This window comes from Nonomuraea bangladeshensis, assembly GCF_039529455.1.
Lineage (GTDB): Bacteria > Actinomycetota > Actinomycetes > Streptosporangiales > Streptosporangiaceae > Nonomuraea > Nonomuraea bangladeshensis.
The window spans coordinates 626,408-646,530 of record NZ_BAAAMV010000004.1; the positions used below are offsets into that span (position 1 = coordinate 626,408).

A 20,123-nucleotide genomic window follows, 5' to 3' on the forward strand; every position below is an offset into this window, starting at 1 on the left:
GGGAGGCGAGAAGAGTCAGGGAGCCGTACGACTCCGAGCCGCGAGAGCGCCCGCCACTCCCAGCGCCGCGGCGGCCACGTACGACCAGTTGACCAGTTCCAGGCCGGAGCAGCCGCGCGGTGCCGACGAGGCGAGCTGGGCGACCGGGTCGTACAGGGCGGGGACGAGCAGCACGAAGGCGGCGGACAGCGCGGCCGGGCCGGATGTGAGCACGGCGCCGACGGCGGCCACGCCGACCCACACGCCGACGGCTTCGGCGATGGAGAGATGCGCCTGGACCAGCGCCCAGGTGTCCGTCAGGTCCGCGCGGCAGCCGAGGTCCGCGGCCGAGGAGACGGACATGGTGGCGGCGACGTCGCGGGCGACGGCGACGACCAGGACCGCCGTCCAGGCGGCGGCGGTCGCCCGCCGCGCCGGACGGCGCGGCCGCCGGTCGCCGCGATCCAGGAGGCAGGCGGTCAGGGCGGCCGCGTAGCAGAGGAGCAACAGCCACTCGCCGCGCTGGGGGCCGCAGGGCGTGGTGTACGGGATGACGACGGTCAGCGCGCCCAGCACCAGCACGACGGCCGACATGGACGCGCCGAGCACCGCGAAGCGGCGTGGCAGCCACAGGGCGAGCAGCGCGAGCGCCACCGGAAGGAGCTCCGCGCCCCACTCGCCGAGCGTCCACACGACCGTCGCCGCGGCACTCGGCCCCGGCAAAGCCTCAGAGAGCGGCGTGTAAGCGAAGAATCCGCAGCTCTCGCCGGGGAACAGCGCCGATAAGACGGCCGGCGTCACGGCTGCCAGCATGGCCAGGAGACGGAACATGAGGCGGCCTTTCGCCGGGTCCACGCGATCATGTGGGGGCGAGGCTACCGTACGGCGAGGTCAGTGCGAATGGACTCGTGCGTGCGCCTCTTCGAGGGAGGATCCCGCGAGGAGCGCCGCGACCCCGCCGGCGAAGTTGGCGCACGCGAAGATGTCCTTGTGCGGGCAGGCCAGGCCGTGGGCGATGGCGGTGCGGGCCACCTGCGCCTGCGCGATCCGCTGATCCAGCTCGGCGAGCTTGCGCTGGTACAGCTCCCGCCAGTCGTCGCCGGCCGGCGTACGGGAGGCGAGGAACGCCTTGACCTCCCGCAACGTGAAGCCGACGTCGCGCAGCAACAGCACCACACCGACCAGCTCGACCGCCGACGGCGGATAACGCCGCTGGCCCGAGACCCGGGCCGGCGCCGGCAGCAGGCCGAGCTGCTCCCAGTAGCGCAGAGCGGAGGTGGCGACGCCGGTGCGGCTCGCCAGCTCGCCGATCGTCAACTGCTCGCTCATTGACTTCAAGCGTACTTGAAGCCGTTGACTGGCGATCATGCAGATTCTCAGGCAACGCGTGATCCGCTACCTGGTGAGCCAGGCCCATCGTCCCCGGGGCGTCGTCGGGTGGGCGAACGGCTGGATGTTCGCCCACCGCCCCTCCAACCGCAAGCGCAACATCTGGGCGGTGTCGTTGCTGGACGTGCGGCCCACCGACCGGGTGCTGGAGGTCGGCTTCGGCCCCGGCGTCGCCATCGCCGAGTTCGCCGCCCGCGCCACCCGGGGCCAGGTCTTCGGCATCGACCACTCGCGGGCCATGGTCCGGCGGGCCGCCCGTCGCAACGCCGCCGCCGTACGCGCCCGCCGCGTGCACCTCACGTGCGCCCCCGTGGAGCGGTTGCCGAGCTTCGGCGATCCGCTCGACGCCATCCTCGCCGTCAACTCGGTGGGGTTCTGGCCCGAGCCGGTGGAGCGGCTCGGCGAGCTGCGCCGCCTGCTCCGCCCCTCGGGCCGCATCGCGCTGGTCAGCCAGCCCCGCTGCCCCGGCGCCACCCGGGACACCACGGCCCGGGCCGCCCAGGAGCTCCAGGACCTGCTCACCCGGGCCGGTTTCACCAACCTCCGGGTCGAGACCCTGGAGCTCGACCCGCCCGTCGCCTGCGTGCTCGCCGACAGTCCGGGGTAGCCATCTGGCTCAGCTCGGTGCCGCGGCCTCGATCGCCTGCTTCATCTCCCGGGCGCCGTGTTCGACGCGCACGCGGATCTCGGCCGCTCGCGCGTGCGGGAGCACGTTGGTGATCCAGATCAGCCGGCCCGCTTCGCCGCCCTCCGGCCGAACCTCGAACGAGGCGTGGTGGTGATCGAGCGCGGGTCTCGCGCCTTCGACGACGGAATAGACCAAGCTGCGGGACTCGTCGTCGATCGCGACGATCAGCTCGCGGATCACGTGCCCGTCGGGAAAGGTCAGGAACCGCTGGTCGCCCTCCAGCCGGGTGCCGACGACACGGCCCGGCAGCAGGCGCTCGTGCACGGCTCCGACGTCGCGCAGCACATCCCAGATGTGCTCAGGGGACGCGTCGATGACGATCTCGTGGCGAATGGAGGCCAAGACGCCGCAATTCCCTTCCGGTTGGGACGACATCGGTCAGGGCTGTTGCCCGGCCCGGCGCAGGTGCTCGGCGAGGCGATGCTGGTTGGCGGCCAGCCGCAGGCACAGGTCGCGCAGCACGACCAGTTCTTCAGGGGCGAACCCCTGGAACATCGCCCGCATGGCAAGCTGCGACGGCTTGCGGAACGCCTCCATCCATGCTCGCCCGTCAGGGGTGATCTCGGCCAGGACCGAACGCCGATCCTTCGGATCGGGGATTCGGCGGACCAGCCCGTGGCTCTCCAGCGTGTCGACCAGGCCGGTGGCGTTGCGGGAGCTGACCCCGGCGGCGCGGGCCAGCTCGCCGATGCTGATGCCGTGCTCGCTGTCGTCGAGGCGGATCAGCAGGTCGAGCGCGCCCGCGCTGACCCCTCGCCCCTCAGCGCCGTGGGCGCGCATGCGCTCGACGGCCTGGTTCGCGGTGCGGACGGCGGCGCTCGCCTCGAAGGCGAGCAGGGTTTCGTCGCTGTCGGCGAACCGGGTCATCGCGGCCCTGACCCGAGGGTCGTAGAGGAGGCCGTCGGAGTCGCTCTCATAGATGTTTACGTCCTTCATTATGAAGGAGGAGAATAGTACGTACTTCCCTATATCGTCCAGCGCTCCGGAAATCGCCCGGCCGGTGAAACAATCCAGCGGGAGGTCCGTATGCGTGTCACCCCGCTCACCCTGCTGATCCCCGAGAAGCGCGCCGTGCCGTACGCCGACGACCACGGCCTGCTGGCGAGCACGGCCGCCTGGGCCACCGCCGACGAAGCCCCGGCGGTGCGCCTGGTGTCCGGCGCGCCGGGGGCGGGCAAGACGCGGCTGGCGGTCGAGCTGCAGGCGCAGGGGGTGCGCTGCGTCTGGGCGCGGCCGGGCGAAGAGCCCCCCGAGCACGTGGACGGCGGGGTGATCGTCGTGGACGACGCCGACGCGCACGACCCGGTGGCGCTGGCCGAGATCCTGGCGAGGGCCGCGACGACGCGGCTGCTGGTGCTGGTGTGGTGGAGCTCCGCCGTCAGCAGCGACGAGTCGGGCCTGCTGGAGAGCGCCGAGCACGTCACGCTCGTGCCCGCCGTGCTCGATCAGCGGTCCGTACGGGCGGCGCTCGCCGAGCGGCTCGGGGTCCCCGTGCCGGAGGGCGCCGCTGCGCGACCGGAGACTCCGCTGCAGGCCCTGGAGTCGGCGCTGGCCGAGGTGGTCGGCGGGGAGCTGTGGCAGCGCGAGCAGGAGCTCTGGCCCGAGCCCGAGGTGCCGGCGCCGCCCGAGGTGATGCTGGATGCCCTGGCGGTGGCCGTGGTGCTGGACGGCTCGATCTACGGGGACGGGGAGCTGGAGCTGGCCGAGCTGCTGCTGCGCGTTCCCGGCCTGGTGGACGCCGACGTCGAGGTCCGCGTCGCCCTGGCGCGCTGGGTGGCCGACGCCTACCCGGAGGGCCGGCCCGAGTCGTTCATGCGGCGGATGGCGGCCCGCCGGCTGGAGCAGCGCCCCGAGCTGGCCGTACGCCTGCTGCGTGAGCTGTCGGCCCGGCGTGCGCTGCGTGCGCTCATCGCCCTGGCGCGGGTCCCCGGCGTACGGCTCGGCGCGCTGATCGGGGCCGAGGTGGCGGCCTTGCAGCCCGTGCTGCTCAACGCCGCGCTGACCGGCGCCGCCAGAGTGGTGGACGAGGCGCTGGCCGAGCTGGTGGGCGAACGCATCCGCCAGGGCGCGGCGCCGTCGGACCTGCTGCCCCCGATCGAGGGGCTCGACGACGACGACAAGGCCCTGGTGCTGCCGCTGACCATGGCGGCGCTCGCCGAGCAGGGCGGGCCACCGCGCGCCGACGCGGCGGAGGCGCGCAGGTCACGGGCCTACCGGCTGCTGGAGCTCGGGCAGCTGGAGGAGGCCGCCACCGTGCTGCGGGAGGCCGTCGCCCTGTTCCGCGTCACGCCGGGCGCGCGGGCGGGGCTGGCGGGGGCGCTCAACAACCTCTACATCTGCCTGTCGGGGCTGGGCCGCCTCGACGAGGCGCACGCGGTGATCACCGAGGAGGTCGAGCTCAACCGGGTCCTGGCCAGGAACGACCCCGGCCGCCACGACGCCGCGCTCGCCGCCTCGCTGAGCAACCTCAGCGTCTCGCTGACCCAGAGGGGCCGCGCCGAGGAAGCCCTGGAGCTCGTACGGGAGGCCCTGACGTTCTTCAGGGGATCGTTGGAACACGGCCCCGACCTCGCCGGCGCGCTGGCCAACGAGGCGCATGCGCTGAGCAGGCTCGGCCGCGACGAGGAAGCCCTCGCCGGCCTGTTCCAGGCGCTGGAGATCCGCCGCAGGTCCGGCGATCCGGTCAAGCTGCTGCTGGTGCTGAGCAACCTGACCGGCACGCTCAGAAAAGCCGGGCGGGTACGGCAGGCCGCCGAGGTCGCGCGGGAGATCCCGCCGGTCGTCGACGGGCTGCCGCCCCACGTGGCCAGGATCAACCGGCCGCTCATCGCCGGCGCCCTGTTCAACGCCGGGACGGTGCTGCCGGAGGACGGCCTGGCCGTGATGGAGGCGGGCATCGCCGTGCAGCGCGACCTCGCGGCCGAGGACCCCGACCGGCACGGCGACCTGCTCGCCGGCATGCTGCGCGACTTGGAACGGGCCTCACTTGCCCAGCAGGTCGAGGAGCATCTGCAGGACCCTGCCGAGGTTGGCCATCCCCCTGACGTCGATGACGACCTTTAGGTCCTTCTCGTCCTTCTTCTCCTGCTTCCTGAACTCCACCCGCGGCCTGATGATCGCCACGGCCGCCGCCACGCCGACGACGGCGGCCAGCGTCTCGGCGTCGACGGGCAGGGTCGAGCGCCGGCGTACCTGCTCGATCGCGCGCTCGACCTCCGGCGCGACGTCGGGCAGCTCGGCGAGCTCGGCCAGCAGCTCGCGGGCCGAGGGCGGTTGCGCGCCCGGCTGCACCTCCAGGGCAGCGGCGAGGTCGCGTACGTAGGCGCGGTCGCGCTCCAGCCGGTCGCGCACCTCCTGCGGCGTGGTGGCCGGCTCCTCCTCCTCGTCGAAAGCGGTCAGCAGGTGCTGTAACACCCGGACGGCCTCTTCCTCGCGCAGGCTTTCGATCCCGGACATCCGGACCTCAGCTTCCGATGAGTTTGAACGCGGACCAGTGGTAGACATGCTGCCACGCGGGCTGATCGTCGTCGCGCCACATCGCGCGCTGGGCCTGGGCGATCGCCTGCCACTTGGGCACGCCGTCCCACAGCCAGCGGCGGTAGAAGTCCGCGAGCAGCTCGGTGGAGGAGGCGAGGTCGACGTCCCACAGCGGAGCCAGCACCGAGTCCGCGCCCGCCGCCAGGAACGCCCTGGTCGGGCCCCACATCTCGTCGCTGCCGCCGGTGACGTTGCGGCCGAGCGAGCAGGCCTGGACGGTGACGTGGCCGGCGCGGGTGCCCTCCCCGATCAGGTCCCGGCCCGTCAGCAGGCCGGAGGCGAGCGCGAACCCGGACCGCATGATGTCCGCCTTGTCGCGGTAGGCGCCGTGCGCGAGCAGATGGTGCAGCACCACGGACCGGCTCGTCTCCTGGAAGGACGCCACCGTCGCCTGCTCACCGAACGACGCCCGCACCGCGGGGAACGCGGCCCCCAGGGTCGCGCACAGCTGCTCGTGCGCCGCCGCCATGGCCGCGACGTCGTCACCGGGCATCGGCGCCGTCGTCACGCCCGCGCGCACGAACCGCGCCAGCTGCCGGTCCCGCGCCCGCGTCATGAGGAAGTCGAGCATGCCGAGGCTGGGGACGTAGGTCCAGCCCGGCGTGGCGCCGCGCCGCCAGAGCCGCGGCAGCAGCAGCGCGTGGACGGGCAGGTTGTGCCACTGCCGGTGCGGGACGGCCACCACCAATTCGCTGTCCTCCAGGTACGGCACGGCCGGCGCGAGCAGCTCGCCCAGCTCGTCGAGCGGCCGGAGAAAGCGCCGGTGGTGCCGGCCGGGATCCTGGGGGTCGATGGCGCCGAACAGCCCGGCCGCGGAGAAGTAGGCCTGCATGCGGGTGCCGGCCCGCTCCAGCTCCGCCGCGCCGACGGGCAGGCGCAGCATGACCGGCGGCCGGGCGGGGTCGCGGACGATGTTGAGCACCGTCTCGCTCCTGGTGGCGTAGAACGACAGCACGGCGGTCCCGCCGGGCAGGCGTTCCCACAGCTCGTGGGCCGCCCGTTCGTCGAGCGTCGCGGAGACGGCGCCGCCCCGCTCCCCGCGCCATTCGCGTTCGGCGAGATCGACGCGCGGGTCGGCCAGCGCCTCGACCGGCAGCCCCGGCGCCTCGTCTGCGGCCCGTTCCACGGGCGGACGATGCGGCAGGCCCATCGTCAGGTCGCGCAGGAACCAGCGGCTCTTGGCGTTCTCCGCCTCCAGCACGATCTCCAGGGGGTGCTCGGCCAGAAGCAGGGGGCGCGCCGCGGCGCATCTGGCCAGCCGGCCGATCATCTCGATCGCCATCCAGCCGCCGTGCGTCTCCTCGGGACGCGGCGGCCGCACCAGGGCGGCGTAGCCCGCGTGCTGCGCCGCCCGCGCCGTCCTGAACAGCTCCATCGCCGCCTCGTAGTCGCCCCGGGCCTGACGGTCGTCGCCGACCATGGCCAGGATCGGGACCAGCTTGGCCGCGTTGACCTGCTGGAACCCCTGCACCCTGCGCAGGTGGGCGGCGGCGGACCTGTCGAACTGGTCGAGCAGGCTCGGCTCGGCGTACGCCTGCCTGCGCAGCGCGGCGATCGTGAACCAGTCGCCGGTCTGCCGCAGCGCCTCGTCCTCGGCGATGCCCGGCGTGACCCTGAGCTCGGCCAGGCGCTCCATCGCGGCGCCGTCGCCGAGCAGGTCGGCCACCCGCCACCGGTAGAGCTCGATGGTGCGCCGGGACCGCAGCGCCTCCTCGCCTTCGATGCCGTCGTAGATCTCGGCGGCCCGCTCCAGATGCGCGGCGGCGCGCATGAGGAGGGTTCGTGACTTCTCCGGCATCGGCTCCAGGTAGCGGCGCTCCGGCTCGTGGTGGGAGAAGGTCGTCGCGATGGTGATGCCGACGCTCATGTTGAGCTGTCCCTCGAGCCAGCGGTCGGCGAACGGAGCCGGATTGGCGACCGCGGCCGTGAAGTGCGTGACCGCCTCGTCGAGCCAGCCCATGTACTCGCAGGCCACCGCCGCCAGCCTGCGCGCCGTGCGGGCCTGGTCGTGCGCGCCGGTCCGCTCCGCCTGGACGGCGGTCCAGGCGGCCACCCATTCGGCGAAGTCGAGCCGGCCCTCGTCCAGCAGCAGGCCGGCCAGGTGCGTGCCGACGGCGATCCCGCCGCTGACCGTTTCCGGGTCGGCGAGGTCGCCCAGGTAGCGGTGGTAGGCGAAGGAACGGAAGGCCGCGAGCAGGCGGCCCTGCTCGATCGCGGTGACGGCTTCGCGCAGGTAGAGGCCGGACTCGATCTCGGAGGCGCGGCTCTCGGGGACGTCCTCCAGTTCGGTCATCAGCAGCGAGGGCGGCAGTCCGGGCGCGGGCCATACCGCGTGCATGCGCAGGCCGTACTTCTTGATCAGCTTGCCCAGGTTCCCGCCGCGCGTGACCCACGAGGGCACCTCGATCGAGGCGACCTTCAGCGACTCCGAGCCGAACGCGTACAGCACGGCCTCGGCGATCTCACGGGGATCGCGGGAGATCGGCCGGATCGCGACGGTCCGCCACGTGCCGTTGCCCTGGGGAAGGTCCGACCAGATCAGGTCGGCCGGCCAGTCCGGCTGGGTGACCGGCACCTCGCCGAGCACTCCGAGGAAGAGCCTGCGGGCGTGCTCGGCGAAGTCGGCGGCTCCCGGGTCGGGCTCGACGTAGCACATGCGCCGCCTGCCGCCCGAGAAGTGGCCGGTCAGCATGTGGGCCCGGTAGCCGAGCCCGCGCAACCGGTACGGCCCGCTGATCCGGAGCGGCGCGGTCAGCGCCGTCAGCGCGTCCATGGCCAGCCGCTTGGCCGTCCAGCCCGGCTGCTGGTGGTAGGGCAGCAGGGGCATCCCCTCGGCGGCGATCCAGGTGCCGATCAGCGCCGTCGTCTCGTAGGACCGCCTGGCCAGCTCGGTCAGCTCCAGCAGGTAGGGGCCGATCCGTTCCCGCAGGGACTCGCTCATCTCCTCGTCGGTGACCTGGACGAACGTCCACATCGTGCCGTCGATGAGCGCGCGGACGACGTAGGCGAGCGGGCTCCCGCGCCGCCTGAACGGCCCCTCGATCCACACCCCTCCGATGCGGGCAGGCGGGGCGGCCGCCTCGGCCGCGGCCAGGGCGGCGGCGGCGAGCTCCTCGCCCGCCAGCCCTTCACCCTCGGGGAATTCATGAACGGTCGTCTCCCGCCCGCCGAGCACCAGCAGCGGGTCCGCAAGCTCGCCGGCCGCCGCCATGACGTCGGCGAAGAACCTCGCGTACGGGTCCTCGTTCGCCGCCGCGAGGGCGAACCCCTCCGACGCCACCAGCACGAGCGTGCGGTCCCGGCCGCCGTGCTCGCCGCGCAGGACCCAGACCGCGCCGCCGGCGAGCCGCTCCACCGACACCCGCGGGCCGGACAGCTGGGCGCGTACGCTCAGGAAAGCCTCCGCCGCCGGATGCCGCTCGCCCAGCCCGGCCACGACGTCGTCCACCAGGGCCAGCAGCTCGGCCTTGTCCTCCTCCGCGCCGGTGATCAGGTAGCGGTGACGCAGGAGAGCGGTCAGGTCCATGGCCACGTCGAGGTCGCCGGGGGCCAGGGTCCTGGCCGTACGCAGCAGCTCGACGGCCTCGGCGAGCTGCCCCAACTCGTCGCCCCACAGGCGCCGCGACAGATCGTCGGCCAGGTTGCTCAGGCACATCACCCGGTCGGGCGGCTCGGCCTTCGCCAGGGCTCTGCGGTGCAGGTCGATGGCGCGGTCCAGGTGGGCGCGCTCGTCCTCGTGGAGGAAGCGCTGCCGCCAGGCGAGCCCGTAGTGGTTGAGCACGCGCGCGTTCAAGCCGTCGAGCCCGCCCGGGGTGCGGTCGACCACCTCCTCGTACAGGTCCAGCGCCCGGTAGAGGTCGGCGCGCCGCCGGCTCACGGTGTGCCGCTGACGTAAGGCGTTGGCGAGATTGGCGACGATCCAGGCCGGCCGCTCGCCACCGGCTGCGGTCAGAGCGGCCTCGTGGGCGTCGATCGCCTCGTCCAGATCGCGTGGCTCGCGCGACAGCGACCAGCGGTCCTGCAACGCCGTGCCCAGCAGGGTGCTCAACCGTACGGGAGCGACGTCCTGTCCGCCGCGCAGCAGCTCCACGGCCCGGTCGACCAGGGCCAGGTCACGTTCGGCCTCGTAGAGCCGGCGTAGCGCCTCGGCCTGGGAGGCGAGAAGGTCTTCCTCCGCCGGGCCCCACCGGAGCGCCCGGTCGAAGGCCGCCACGGCCAGACGGACGTCGTCGGCCAGGTGGTCGCGGTGGTGGCGTTCCAGGTGGACGAGCCCGGCGCGGTACCAGTCCCGGCCCGCGTCCAGCCCGGCGCGCTCCGCGAGGTCCGCCGCCGCCTCGGCCGTCACCGCCGCCCTGTCGAGGTCGGCGTCCCGGCCGTCGAGGTGCCAGCGGTTCATGAGCATCGAGGTGAGGGTGGCCTGCAGCTCGCACCGTTGCGCCGCGTCGCCCTCCTCGGCCGCCACCTGCTCGGCCGCGGTTATCGCCTCGTCGAGGTCCGCGCGGTCGTCGGTGCCGAGATAGCGCTGCCACAGCTCCTGCACGTGCGCGTACGGGTCGCTCGCCATGGACGCCCCCTGTGCTCGGCCCCGACGTCATCGTAGGCGCGTGAGCCGGGGCCGGACAGGACCTCGCCTCCCATCAGCCGGCCGAGTACGCCGCCCTGGCCGCCTCGACGCTCTTGCGCAACGCGGTCGCGATCGGCTCGACGGGCGCGGACAGCTGCTGGATCCGGTCCAGGCGCGTCTCCCGCCTGGACGCGACCACCGTGCTGAGCCGGGCCGCCGTGGCCAGCGCCGCCAGGACGCGGACGTCGTCGTCCAGGCGGCCGACGGGCCGGCCGCCGCGGATGGCCCCGCCGACGCGCTCGATGAGCCTGCGCGACACGTACGCCTTGCGCGGCGTGATCCGCTCGACCCTGAACAGCAGGACCCGGCGCCGCTCCACGCTGATCAGCCGGGCGGCCGCCAGCTCGTCACGTACGACGCCGACCGCCTTGCCGTGGTCCTTCTGCACCCACCGCCGCCACGAGCGCGGCGGCGAGTTCGCGATCTGCTCCCAGACCACGGCCGGCAAGGAGCCCGGCTCGACGGCCGGGGCCGTGAGGGGCCGCGCCTTGCCCGACTCGTCCGCGAGGTTGCCCGCCAGCAGCAGCTCGGCGAGGGCGGCCGCGCGCAGCAGGTAGCCCAGCGCTCCCCGCTCGGTCAACCGGTCCTTCCGCAGGTCGAAGGCCAGCAGGAAGGCTGATCGGGTCAGTGACTCACTCTGCTTCACTCGCGTCTCCATCCGCCCGCTCCCGTTCCTCTCCCTGATCCGCGTGATCCGCGTCGTCCTCCGGCACCTTCCTGGGCCGCCCGCGCGGGCGCATCCGCTCCACCCCGTCGGGCAGGCGCCCGGCCTCGGAAAGGGCCCTGCGCAGCAGGAACTCGATCTGGGAGTTCGTGCTGCGCAGCTCGTCGGACGCCCACCTGGCCAGCGCGTCGTGAACCACCGGGTCAAGCCGCAGCAGGATCTTCTTCCGCTCCACGGTGATTACTGGTAGAGCGTGCCCGTGTTGACCACGGGCTGGGTGTCGCGGTCACCGACCAGCACCACGAGCAGGTTGCTGACCATGGCCGCCTTGCGCTCCTCGTCCAGCTCGACCACGTTGTGCTCGGCGAGCTTGGCCAGTGCCATCTCCACCATGCCGACCGCCCCGTCGACGATCCGCTGCCGGGCCGCCACCACCGCGCCCGCCTGCTGGCGGCGCAGCATGGCGTGGGCGATCTCGGGCGCGTACGCCAGGTGGATGATGCGGGACTCGATGACCTTGACCCCGGCGGACGCCACCCTGGCCGCGATCTCCGTGGACAGCCGCTCGTTGATCTCGTCGGCGTTGTCCCGCAGGGACAGCCTGGGCTCGCCGTGCGCGTCGTACGGGTAGCTGCCCGCGATGTGCCGCACGGCCGTCTCCGCCTGGATGGCCACGAACTCCACGAAGTCGTCCACCTCGAAGACCGCCTGCGCGGTGTCCTGCACCTGCCAGACGACCACGGTCGCGATCTGGATCGGGTTGCCGTCGGCGTCGTTGACCTTCGTCACGTCCGTCTCGTGGTTGCGGATCCTCGTGGACACCCGTCGGCGCAGCGTGATCGGGTTGACCCACTGGAAGCCGGGGGTGCGCAGGGTGCCGACGTACCGGCCGAGCAGCTGCACCACCCTGGCCTCGCCCGGCGCGACCGCGGTGAGGCCGAAGTACATGAGCAGCCCGAGCAGGAACATCAGGACGCTCACGACGGCCACCCAGACGCCGCCCTGCCCGGCCTCCGAGGCGAGCATGACGATCCCCACGACGAACAGCGCGATCCCGCCCAGGGTCAGCGCCGTCGCCACTCCCAGCATCACGAACCCGTTGGCCGCCCGCACCGGGCGCTCGCTCGTGCGCGGTGCCGGCATGTCCACGACAGCGGCCTCCAGTGTGGCCCCGCCCGATGTGTTCGCCATCGTCCGTCCCTTCTCGGCGATTTCACTCTGCTATCTAAGTGATATCACTTTTTTGGCGGCTGTGCGAGGCTGATTTTCACGTACGGGATTGTTAGGCTGCGCGCATGTCAGATCTGGGGCAGGTGCCTTGGCCGCCTGGGCTGATCCGGACCGAGCGGCTCGTGCTCCGTGAGCCCGAGGCGCGGGACCGTACGACGTTCATCGAGCTGCTCGCCTCGCCGGAGGTGCACACCTATCTCGGCGGTCCCCGTCCGCGCGACGAGATTGAGCGTGAGATGCCCGAGGTGCCCGAGCGACGGCCCGGGAGTTTCGTCGTCGAGCTCGACGGGGCGATGATCGGCCAGGTCCTGCTGAGGAGAGCGACCGGGCACCGCCGCCCGGCCGCCGTGGGGAAGGCCGACCTCGGTTACCTGTTCCTGCCCGAGGTGTGGGGGCGAGGGTACGCCGCCGAGGCGTGCGCGGCGGCACTCGGCTGGTTCGACGGCGTCCTTCCCGGCGAGCCGGTGGTGCTCACCACCCAGAGCGCCAACGTCGGCTCGATGCGCCTCGCGGCGAAGCTGGGGTTCACCGAGGTCGAGCGGTTCCATGCCTGGGGCGCCGAGCAGTGGCTCGGCCTGCGGCCCCCGGCCACGTGACGAAGACGAGGACGTGCCGGCCGCGGCTTCCTCCTCCCCGCCCCGTCGGTCAGTCGCCACCCGGTCTGCTGAACTCCTCGATCAGCACCGGATACCGCTCCCCGCCGGCGTCGGCGCCAGTCGCGCGCCCTCGGCCACCAGCGGGCCTGGCCAGGATCCCGTCCCCCGTCTGAACCGTCGCCTCCCGGCCTCACTCGCCGGGGTCGGCGATCTCGATGAAGTAGAGCGGATCGTCCAGGCCGGCGGCGGTCCGCTCCCATCGGGAGCGATCGAGCGTGAGGATCGGGCAGGTCGCCATGAGGGCCAGCGCCGCGACGTGCGCGTCCCACGGGTCCACGCCCGTCCGCTGGATCATCTGGGCGAGCAGGGCCGCCTGTTCCACGCCGTCGAGCGCCGCCACCTGGACATGCTCGAACGCGGTCAGACCGGACAGCAGCGCGCTCGCCTCCTCCCCGGGGGCGTCCAGCAGCGCCCCGGCGGCCGTCAGCGCCGAGATGACCAGGGGCTGGCCGATCCGGTCGTAGTCCAGGACGAGCCCGATGAGGTCGGCGTCGCCCCGCGCGATCTCCGCCAGGACGCCGGCGTCGAGGATGTACGGCGCCGGAACGTGATCACTCACCCGCGGCCACCTCGAAGCCCGCCGCCCGGCTCTGGGCCTCGATGTGCCTTCTCATGCGCTCCACCCGCGCCGGGTCGGCGTGCGCCGCGCGCTCGCGGAGCTTGGCCAGCGCGTGCTGGTCACGCTGCCGCTTGATCGCCATGGCCTCGTTGAAGGCCGCCGACACCGACTCCGCCTTGCCCGCGTGGACGAGTTGCTCGGCGTACCCGGCCAGGTGGGGGTCCACGGTGATGGTGATCCGCTTCTTGACCTCGCTCATACCCGGATCATACTTCCTCGGCGGTCCCGCGAAGGATCTGATTTTTCTCCCGCCCCAAGAGGACTATTTCCCCGTATTTGGGCACAAGACCGGCGGCCACCGGCCAGCAGGCACGAGATGAGGAGACGGATGAACGCCATGGTGACCGACTACGACAGCCCGCGCAAGATCGACGACGCCGGGCAGGAGGGTTACGCGGACACTCTGACCCGCCGCCCCGACCTCGCGTCCGCCGCCATCGACGTCGACGAGACCGAGCTGGCCGAGTCGCTCGAGCTGCCCGGCGCCGACCTGTCGGGCGAGGAGCTGGCGGTGCGGGTGATCCCGCCCCAGCCCGACGAGTTCACCTGCTCGCACTGCTTCCTCGTACGGCACCGCAGCCAGCGCGTCTCGGAGCTGAGCGGTCAGCAGATCTGCCTGGAGTGCGCCGCCTGAACCGCTGGCCGGCGGCATACGAGGCCGTGAAACCGAGGGCCCGCCGCGATGTGCTCGCCGCTCCCCGAGTCGCCCGCGTCTCGGGGAGCGGGACCGGCCCTGCGTGGCGTAACTGATCAAGATGCCCAGGTGGTCGCTCCGGGCGGGGTGGCTGCGCGGTGCGGCGGTCATCCGGGCCTTGAGATGGTAAATAACGTCTTCGTCGCTTTCGGCCCTGCTTGCGCTGGTCCGGGCGCACTCTAGAGGCATGTCCAAGACAGGCGAGAGTTCCGGACGCGGGTCGATTTCGCGGGTGCGGCGCGGGGTGGGCGTCGCGGCCCTGGTGGTGATGGCCGCGTTGCTGGTGGTCGGGCTGGTGGGCTTCTTCGCCGACCCGCTGCAGCTGCCACCGGAGGTCTTGGGGGTCCTCGATCAGCGGGCCAGCGTGGTGAGCATGTTCATCGGGGCAGCCGGGTTGGTGATCGCGGCCGCGGCGCTGCGGCTGCAGCTGCGAACCGATCACGGGCAGGCCACCGCCGAGCCGCCGGTGCAGCTTCCCCCGGCAGCGGGCACGCAGACGCAGCTGAACATGCCGGCCGCGGGCGGGACCGTGAACGCGGTCCAGGGCGGCACCCTGAACATCCACAATCCCGCCGCCCCTGACGGTGGTGGGCGGGAGCCGTCGCCGTGACCGAGCCGCCGTCCTCGGCGAGCGGCGTCCCCAAGGTGCAGGTGAATGCGCCGGCTGCGGGCGGGGTCGTCAACGCGGTCCAGGACGGGGTGCTGAACGTCTACCAGTGGAAACCCGCCTACCGCATCGAGGACTTCCCCGCGGAACCCCGGCCGGTACGGCCGGCCCGGGTGCGGGCGCAGCCGTCCCTGCTGTTGCGGGCCCGATCTCGGGTGGTGCCCTTCACCGGCCGGCAGGATGACCTGCGGAAACTGGCCGGCTGGCGTGATGACGAGGCCGTGCCCGGGTTGGGGGTGCGGCTGTTGCACGGGCCGGGCGGCCAGGGCAAGACCCGGCTGGCCGCCCGGTTCGCCGAGCTGTCGCGCCAGGCCGGATGGCGGGTGTGGCAGGCGAGCACCAACCCGCCGGGCGCAGGACGGACCGGTGCCGTCGCCGCGGCGGGGGAGCACGGGCCAGGGCTGCTGCTCGTGGTGGACTACGCCGAGCGCTGGCCGGTGCCGGCCCTGTACGAGCTGCTGCAGGAGCCGGTCCTGCACGCGGGCCGGGTGCGGGTGCTGCTGCTGGCCCGCCCGGCCGGGGTGTGGTGGGACAGCATCGCCGCCTGGGCCGAACGGGTGCTGGACGTCGACGCCGACGCCCAGGCGTTGCCGCCGCTGGTCGCCGAGCCGGCGATGCGGCACCGGCTGTTCGCCGAAGCGCGCGACCACTTCGCCGCCCAGCTCGCCCTTCCCGCCGAGCAGGCGGCGACGATCGTGCCGCCCGCCGGCCTGGCCGACGACGCCGAGTACGCCCAGGTGCTGACCGTGCACATCGCGGCGCTGGCCGCGGTCGACGCCCACCGCCACGGCGAGGAGGAACCCGGAGACCCGGCCCGTGCCTCGGCCTATCTGCTGCGCCGCGAGCGCGAGCACTGGGCCGAGCTGCACCGCCGCCTGCCTGAGCCCCTGGTCAGCGACCCGGTCACCATGGGCCGGGCCGTCTTCGCCGCGACGTTCACCCGGCCGCTGGCCCGCCCCGACGCCCGCCGGGCGCTACGGCACACCGATCTGGCCGAGACCGTCGAGCGCGCGAACACCCTGCTCGACGACCACGCCTACTGCTATCCGCCCGCCCAGGCGGGCACGGTGCTGGAGCCGCTGTACCCGGACCGGCTCGCGGAGGACTTCGCCGCCCTGGCGATCCCCGACCCCGCCGTGGCCGGGCCCGCTGCTGACGACTGGGCCGGCCACGCCCTGTCCGGCTTGCTCGCCGCCCCGGCCGGGCAAGCCGACCAGAGGCAGGTGCCGCCGTGGATCCGCCCGGCCCTGACCATGCTGATCGAGACCGCTCGCCGATGGCCGCACGTCGCCGCCACGCAGCTGTACCCGCTGCTCGCCGCCCGGCCCGAGTTGATGCTGTACGCCGGCGGCGCTGCCCTGGCCCGTCTGGCCGGCCTGCCCGGCATCGACCCCGTCCTGTTGCAGCACATCGAAGCTCACCTGCCGGTCGGCCGGCACATCGACCTCGACATCGGCATGGCCGCGCTGTCCAGCCGGCTGACCGCGCACCGCCTGGCCACCACCACCGACCCTGCCGAGCACGCCCAACTCCACGCCGGCCATGCCCTGCGCCTGACCAACGCCGGTCAACATCGGGCCGCCTTGGAGGCCAGCCAACAGGCCGTCACCCTGTATGGGGAATTGGCCGGGCTCAACCGCGACGCTTACCTGCCCAGCATGGCGATGTCGCTGAACGATCACGCCCTCAGGCTGGCGGAGGTGGGGCAGCGGGCCGAAGCCCTTGAGGTGTCCGAGCAGGCCGTCACCCTGTACGGGGAGCTGATCGGGCTCAACCGTGACGCTCACCTGCTCAATCTGACCATCTCACTGAACAACCACGCGACCCGGCTGGCGGACATGGGGCGGCGGGCCGAAGCCGCCGAGATGTCCGAGCAGGCCGTCGCCCTGCATGGGGAACTGGCCGAGCTCAACCAGGACGCCTACCTGCCCGACCGGGCGATGTCGCTGAACAATCACGCCCTTCGGCTGGCGGAGGTGGGGCGGCGGGCCGAAGCCCTTGAGGTGTCCGAGCAGGCCGTCGCCCTGCGCCGGAAACTGGCCGGGCTCAACCGCGACGCTCACCTGCCCGACCTGGCGGTGTCTCTGAACAATCACGCCCTCAGGCTGGCGGAGGTGGGGCGGCGGGCCGAAGCCGTCGAGGTGTCCGAGCAGGCCGTCGCCCTGTACGGGGAGCTGACCGGGCTCAACCGCGACGCCTACGTGTCCGACCTGGCCGGCTCGTTGAACAATCATGCCAACCGGCTGGCGGAGGTGGGGCGGCGGGCCGAAGCCGTCGAGGTCTCCGAGCAGGCCGTCGCCCTGCGTCAGGAGTTGTCCGGGCTCAACCGCGACGCCTACCTACCTGCCCTGGCCGGCTCGTTGAACAATCACGCCCTCAGGCTGGCGGAGGTGGGGCGGCGGGCCGAAGCCGTCGAGGTCTCCGAGCAGACCGTCGCCCTGTACGGGGAGTTGGCCGGGTCCAACCGCGACGCTTACCTGCCCGCCCTGGCCACGTCGTTGAACAATCACGCCCTCCTGCTGGCGGAGGTGGGGCGGCGAACCGGGGCCGTCGAGGTGTCCGAGCAGGCCGTCGCCCTGTACGGGGAGTTGGCCGGGCTCAACCGCGACGCCTATCTGCCTGCCCTGGCCACGTCGTTGAACAATCACGCCAACCGGCTGGCGGAGGTGGGGCGGCGGGCCGAAGCCGTCGAGGTCTCCGACCGGGCCGTCGCCCTGCGTCAGGAGCTGACCGGGCTCAACCGCGACGCCTACCTGCCCGACCTGGCCGGCTCGTTGAACAATCACGCCCTCCGGCTGGCGGAGATGGGTCGGCGGGCCGAGGCAGCCGAGGTCTCCGAGCAGGCCGCGACCTTTTATAGGGAGTTGGCCAGGTTCAACTGGGACGCTTACCTGCCTGAGCTGGCCACGTCGCTGAACAATCACGCCCTCCGGCTGGCGGAGGTGGGGCGGGGGGTCGAGGCCGTCGAGATGTCAGAGGAGGCCGTCGCCCTGCGCCGGGAGCTGGCCGGGCTCAACTGGGACGCTTACCTGCCCGACCTGGCGATGTCGCTGAACAATCACGCCGCCCTGCTGATGGAGGTGGGGCGGGGGGTCGAGGCCGTCGAGATGTCAGAGGAGGCCGTCGCCCTGCGCCGGGAGCTGGCCGGGCTCAACTGGGACGCCTATCTGCCCGACCTGGCGATGTCGCTGAACAATCACGCCGCCCTGCTGGCGGAGGTGGGGCGGGTGGCCGAGGCCGTCGAGATGTCCGAGGAGGCCGTCGCCCTGCGCCGCCAGCTGGTCGCACTCAACCGCGACGCCTACCTGCCTCACTACGTACAGAGTCTTGTCGTCCGCGGATGGACGCTGAGCGAGGCGCAACAGCACGGCGAGGCTGTCACGCCCCTCGCCGAGGCGTTGGCCGCCGGCAAGGAGCTGCCAGAGTTCGCACGAGAGATTCTCGAGAACGCCGTCGCGGTCCTACGTGAGGCACACCAGAGAAGCCCCGCAGAAGTCGACGCGGCCTTCGAGACCCTCACGGGCCAGACCTTCACCAAGTGGATCAGCGAGTAGCCCCGCCGGTCGTCCGACCGGCGGGGCGAGCTCCCGGATCAGGACGCCCAGTGGGCCTGGTCAGTCGGCCACGTCCGCTGCGTCTGCTTCTTGAGCAGGCTCTCCTCGGGCGTGCCCACCGCGCACCGGGTGCCGCGCGGCGGCACGGTCAGCGCGATCAGGTACTGGTCGATGATGTCGTCCTGGCACTTGTCCTTGCCGTAGATGCGGTGCCCCCAGCCCTCGTACGTGAGCAGCACCGCCTTCGGCCCGAGCTGCCGGGCCGCGTTCGCGGACCAGATGTACGGGGTGGCAGGGTCGTGCAGTGAGTTGCCGAGCAGGATCGGCGCCTCGCCGGTGTACCGCAGCTGGTGCGGCGGGTTGGTCGGCGTCGAGTTGAGACAGATCGGCAGGTCGTCGATCGGGTACGGGTGGTACCGCGTGTCCGGCGCCAGCGCGTTGGACGCGCGCATGAGGGCGGCGTACTCGTTGTAGTTGCGCACCTTGAGGTTGTAGTCCTGGCAGAGGATGCGGGTCGGCAGCTCGGCCACGTCCCCCTCCACCGGTCCCCGGCCGGGCAGCGGCGGCACCCACGACGGCTCCGCGCCGCCGCTCAGCCAGTCGATGACCTCGCTGAGCGTACGCCAGTCGGGGCCCTCGGTGCCGAGCGCGGCGTTGTAGATGACCTGCAGCTCCGTCATCTTCGTGCCGGTGCTCGGGTAGACGAGCTCGCCGCGCCGCGCCTTGGCCAGCAGGTCCTTCCACAGCTTGCGTACGTCACGCCCGTGCAGGACGCAGCTCTCGTCGGCCTCGCACCAGCCGACGAACTGGTCGAAGGCGTCCTCGACGGCCAGCGCCTCGGTGGCGAGGAAGCCCGCGACGCCGAGGCTGTGGTCCATGTTGCTGTCCAGCGCGAGGGCGCGGACCCGGTTCGGGAACAGCTCGGCGTACATCTGTCCGATGAGCGTCCCGTACGAGATGCCGTAGTAGCTCAGCTTCTCCTCGCCGAGCGCGGCGCGGAGGGCGTCCATGTCCCTGGCCACGTTGCGCGAGTCGACGTGGTCGTAGAGCGGGCCGGTACGCGCGCGGCAGTCGGCGTGCAGCTTCTTGGTGAAGGCGTTCCAGGCATCGAAGTCGGCCTGGCTGGACATCACCGTGTGCGGCATCTGGTTGTACACCGAGGCCGAGCAGATCACCGGGTGGCTGCGGCCGACGCCGCGCGGGTCGAACCCGACGATGTCGAACCGCTTCTGCAGCTCCTGGGTGTAGGAGTCGGGGGCGCCGTACACGGCTTCCACACCGGAACCGCCGGGGCCGCCCGGGTTGATGACCAGCGACCCGATCCGGGCGGCGGGGTCGGTGGCCTTGCGGCGGGCCAGGGCCAGGTCGATGGTCGGGCCGTCGGGCTTCGACCAGTCGATCGGCACGGTCAGCTTGCCGCACTCGGCGCTGGGCTCCTCCTCACAGGGCGCCCAGGCGATGCCGCCCTGCCCGGTGGCCGCCGCGGCGGCGGCGGCCGGCGGGGCGGGAAGGAAGGCGGTCAACGCCAGGACGGCGGTGGCGAGCAGGGTCGTTCTCTTCCGCAAAACGCTCCGATCCTCTGTTGACAGGGACTGACCCGTACGCGCAAGACGAACGAGTCAATTGCTGATCATGGAGCATGCGGCGGCATTTTTAGTCGGAAATCGACAAGTTTGTCACCCGGTCGCGGTCTGAACCGGCGCTCTCCTCCGCGGCCGTCGAACAACCGTTGATCTACAGCGTAAAGGCGCCGGGATCGTCGTCCATGCCGGCGCCCTTCGTCGTCAGGCTGGACCCCGGCGCCTGCTCGGAGCTGCGACGA

Annotated in this window: 18 protein-coding genes; 6 read left to right on the forward strand and 12 right to left on the reverse strand. The window is 72.4% G+C overall.

The features are described 5' to 3' along the window. Positions 1-15 precede the first annotated feature (15 nt). Positions 16-810 (reverse strand): hypothetical protein, encoded by a 795-nt coding sequence (locus tag ABD292_RS14820; protein ID WP_344207765.1) that lies wholly within the window; start codon positions 808-810, stop codon positions 16-18. A 60-nt stretch (positions 811-870) separates the two neighbouring features. Continuing rightward, entirely contained in the window at positions 871-1,308 is a 438-nt protein-coding gene (locus ABD292_RS14825) for a MerR family transcriptional regulator (protein ID WP_344207766.1), read from the reverse strand. Positions 1,309-1,345: 37 nt separating this feature from the next. Between ABD292_RS14825 and ABD292_RS14830 the strand changes: the two genes are divergently transcribed. Continuing rightward, entirely contained in the window at positions 1,346-1,975 is a 630-nt protein-coding gene (locus ABD292_RS14830) for a class I SAM-dependent methyltransferase (protein ID WP_344207767.1), read from the forward strand. Between the two features lie 9 nt (positions 1,976-1,984). On the opposite strand, the gene ABD292_RS14835 is transcribed toward ABD292_RS14830, so the two are convergent. Both ABD292_RS14835 and ABD292_RS14840 read right to left on the reverse strand, forming a co-directional pair. Continuing rightward, positions 1,985-2,398 carry an SRPBCC family protein gene (locus tag ABD292_RS14835; protein WP_344207768.1) on the reverse strand — a complete coding sequence of 138 codons (414 nt, stop codon included), beginning with the start codon at positions 2,396-2,398 and terminating at the stop codon, positions 1,985-1,987. Between the two features lie 36 nt (positions 2,399-2,434). Next, positions 2,435-2,992: a MarR family winged helix-turn-helix transcriptional regulator gene (locus tag ABD292_RS14840; protein ID WP_344207769.1), complete on the reverse strand. Its 558-nt coding sequence runs from the start codon at positions 2,990-2,992 to the stop codon at positions 2,435-2,437. A gap of 90 nt (positions 2,993-3,082) precedes the next feature. Here ABD292_RS14840 and ABD292_RS14845 point away from each other — a divergent pair, with 90 nt between their 5' ends. Continuing rightward, positions 3,083-5,119 carry a tetratricopeptide repeat protein gene (locus ABD292_RS14845; RefSeq protein WP_344207770.1) on the forward strand — a complete coding sequence of 679 codons (2,037 nt, stop codon included), beginning with the start codon at positions 3,083-3,085 and terminating at the stop codon, positions 5,117-5,119. On the opposite strand, the gene ABD292_RS14850 is transcribed toward ABD292_RS14845, so the two are convergent. From ABD292_RS14850 to ABD292_RS14870, 5 genes are all read right to left on the reverse strand, one after another. Then, positions 5,039-5,512 (reverse strand): hypothetical protein, encoded by a 474-nt coding sequence (locus ABD292_RS14850; RefSeq protein WP_344207771.1) that lies wholly within the window; start codon positions 5,510-5,512, stop codon positions 5,039-5,041. The two genes, ABD292_RS14845 and ABD292_RS14850, sit on opposite strands and share 81 nt — an antisense overlap. A 7-nt stretch (positions 5,513-5,519) precedes the next feature. Beyond that, positions 5,520-10,157 (reverse strand): CHAT domain-containing protein, encoded by a 4,638-nt coding sequence (locus ABD292_RS14855; protein WP_344207772.1) that lies wholly within the window; start codon positions 10,155-10,157, stop codon positions 5,520-5,522. A 73-nt stretch (positions 10,158-10,230) separates the two neighbouring features. Continuing rightward, positions 10,231-10,863 (reverse strand): GPP34 family phosphoprotein, encoded by a 633-nt coding sequence (locus ABD292_RS14860; protein WP_344207773.1) that lies wholly within the window; start codon positions 10,861-10,863, stop codon positions 10,231-10,233. After that, entirely contained in the window at positions 10,850-11,116 is a 267-nt protein-coding gene (locus tag ABD292_RS14865) for a type II toxin-antitoxin system antitoxin (RefSeq protein ID WP_371247863.1), read from the reverse strand. Before ABD292_RS14865 ends, ABD292_RS14860 begins: the two co-directional genes overlap by 14 nt. Positions 11,117-11,121: 5 nt before the next feature. Beyond that, positions 11,122-12,072 carry an SPFH domain-containing protein gene (locus ABD292_RS14870; protein ID WP_344207774.1) on the reverse strand — a complete coding sequence of 317 codons (951 nt, stop codon included), beginning with the start codon at positions 12,070-12,072 and terminating at the stop codon, positions 11,122-11,124. 104 nt (positions 12,073-12,176) lie between these two features. Between ABD292_RS14870 and ABD292_RS14875 the strand changes: the two genes are divergently transcribed. After that, complete coding sequence (locus ABD292_RS14875; RefSeq protein ID WP_344207775.1) at positions 12,177-12,707, forward strand: GNAT family N-acetyltransferase; 531 nt, start codon at positions 12,177-12,179, stop codon at positions 12,705-12,707. A 190-nt stretch (positions 12,708-12,897) separates the two neighbouring features. Here ABD292_RS14875 and ABD292_RS14880 read toward each other — a convergent pair whose 3' ends face one another. Both ABD292_RS14880 and ABD292_RS14885 read right to left on the reverse strand, forming a co-directional pair. Beyond that, entirely contained in the window at positions 12,898-13,326 is a 429-nt protein-coding gene (locus ABD292_RS14880) for a PIN domain-containing protein (RefSeq protein WP_143082465.1), read from the reverse strand. Then, positions 13,319-13,585 (reverse strand): hypothetical protein, encoded by a 267-nt coding sequence (locus ABD292_RS14885; protein WP_344207776.1) that lies wholly within the window; start codon positions 13,583-13,585, stop codon positions 13,319-13,321. Before ABD292_RS14885 ends, ABD292_RS14880 begins: the two co-directional genes overlap by 8 nt. Before the next feature lie 138 nt (positions 13,586-13,723). Here ABD292_RS14885 and ABD292_RS14890 point away from each other — a divergent pair, with 138 nt between their 5' ends. The 3 genes from ABD292_RS14890 (at position 13,724) to ABD292_RS14900 (ending at position 18,301) form a co-directional block, all read left to right on the forward strand. Beyond that, a complete protein-coding gene (locus tag ABD292_RS14890; protein ID WP_344207957.1) occupies positions 13,724-14,020 on the forward strand; it encodes a DUF4193 domain-containing protein in 297 nt (98 codons plus the stop codon). A gap of 247 nt (positions 14,021-14,267) precedes the next feature. Then, positions 14,268-14,690 (forward strand): hypothetical protein, encoded by a 423-nt coding sequence (locus ABD292_RS14895; RefSeq protein ID WP_344207777.1) that lies wholly within the window; start codon positions 14,268-14,270, stop codon positions 14,688-14,690. Further along, on the forward strand, positions 14,687-18,301 hold the full coding sequence (locus ABD292_RS14900) for a tetratricopeptide repeat protein (protein WP_344207778.1): 3,615 nt from the start codon (positions 14,687-14,689) through the stop codon (positions 18,299-18,301). The genes ABD292_RS14895 and ABD292_RS14900 overlap by 4 nt, the downstream gene beginning before the upstream one ends. A gap of 38 nt (positions 18,302-18,339) precedes the next feature. On the opposite strand, the gene ABD292_RS14905 is transcribed toward ABD292_RS14900, so the two are convergent. Then, positions 18,340-19,866 (reverse strand): alpha/beta hydrolase, encoded by a 1,527-nt coding sequence (locus tag ABD292_RS14905; RefSeq protein ID WP_344207779.1) that lies wholly within the window; start codon positions 19,864-19,866, stop codon positions 18,340-18,342. Between the last annotated feature and the right edge of the window lie 257 nt (positions 19,867-20,123).

Excerpts from the sequence above, each read along its gene's own strand:
- ABD292_RS14820 (WP_344207765.1), bottom strand. The coding sequence starts at position 810 with ATGTTCCGTCTCCTGGCCATGCTGGCAGCCGTGACGCCGGCCGTCTTA.
- ABD292_RS14825 (WP_344207766.1), bottom strand. The coding sequence starts at position 1,308 with ATGAGCGAGCAGTTGACGATCGGCGAGCTGGCGAGCCGCACCGGCGTC.
- ABD292_RS14830 (WP_344207767.1), top strand. The coding sequence starts at position 1,346 with ATGCAGATTCTCAGGCAACGCGTGATCCGCTACCTGGTGAGCCAGGCC.
- ABD292_RS14840 (WP_344207769.1), bottom strand. The coding sequence starts at position 2,992 with ATGAAGGACGTAAACATCTATGAGAGCGACTCCGACGGCCTCCTCTAC.
- ABD292_RS14845 (WP_344207770.1), top strand. The coding sequence starts at position 3,083 with ATGCGTGTCACCCCGCTCACCCTGCTGATCCCCGAGAAGCGCGCCGTG.
- ABD292_RS14850 (WP_344207771.1), bottom strand. The coding sequence starts at position 5,512 with ATGTCCGGGATCGAAAGCCTGCGCGAGGAAGAGGCCGTCCGGGTGTTA.
- ABD292_RS14855 (WP_344207772.1), bottom strand. The coding sequence starts at position 10,157 with ATGGCGAGCGACCCGTACGCGCACGTGCAGGAGCTGTGGCAGCGCTAT.
- ABD292_RS14870 (WP_344207774.1), bottom strand. The coding sequence starts at position 12,072 with ATGGCGAACACATCGGGCGGGGCCACACTGGAGGCCGCTGTCGTGGAC.
- ABD292_RS14875 (WP_344207775.1), top strand. The coding sequence starts at position 12,177 with ATGTCAGATCTGGGGCAGGTGCCTTGGCCGCCTGGGCTGATCCGGACC.
- ABD292_RS14885 (WP_344207776.1), bottom strand. The coding sequence starts at position 13,585 with ATGAGCGAGGTCAAGAAGCGGATCACCATCACCGTGGACCCCCACCTG.
- ABD292_RS14890 (WP_344207957.1), top strand. The coding sequence starts at position 13,724 with ATGGTGACCGACTACGACAGCCCGCGCAAGATCGACGACGCCGGGCAG.
- ABD292_RS14895 (WP_344207777.1), top strand. The coding sequence starts at position 14,268 with ATGTCCAAGACAGGCGAGAGTTCCGGACGCGGGTCGATTTCGCGGGTG.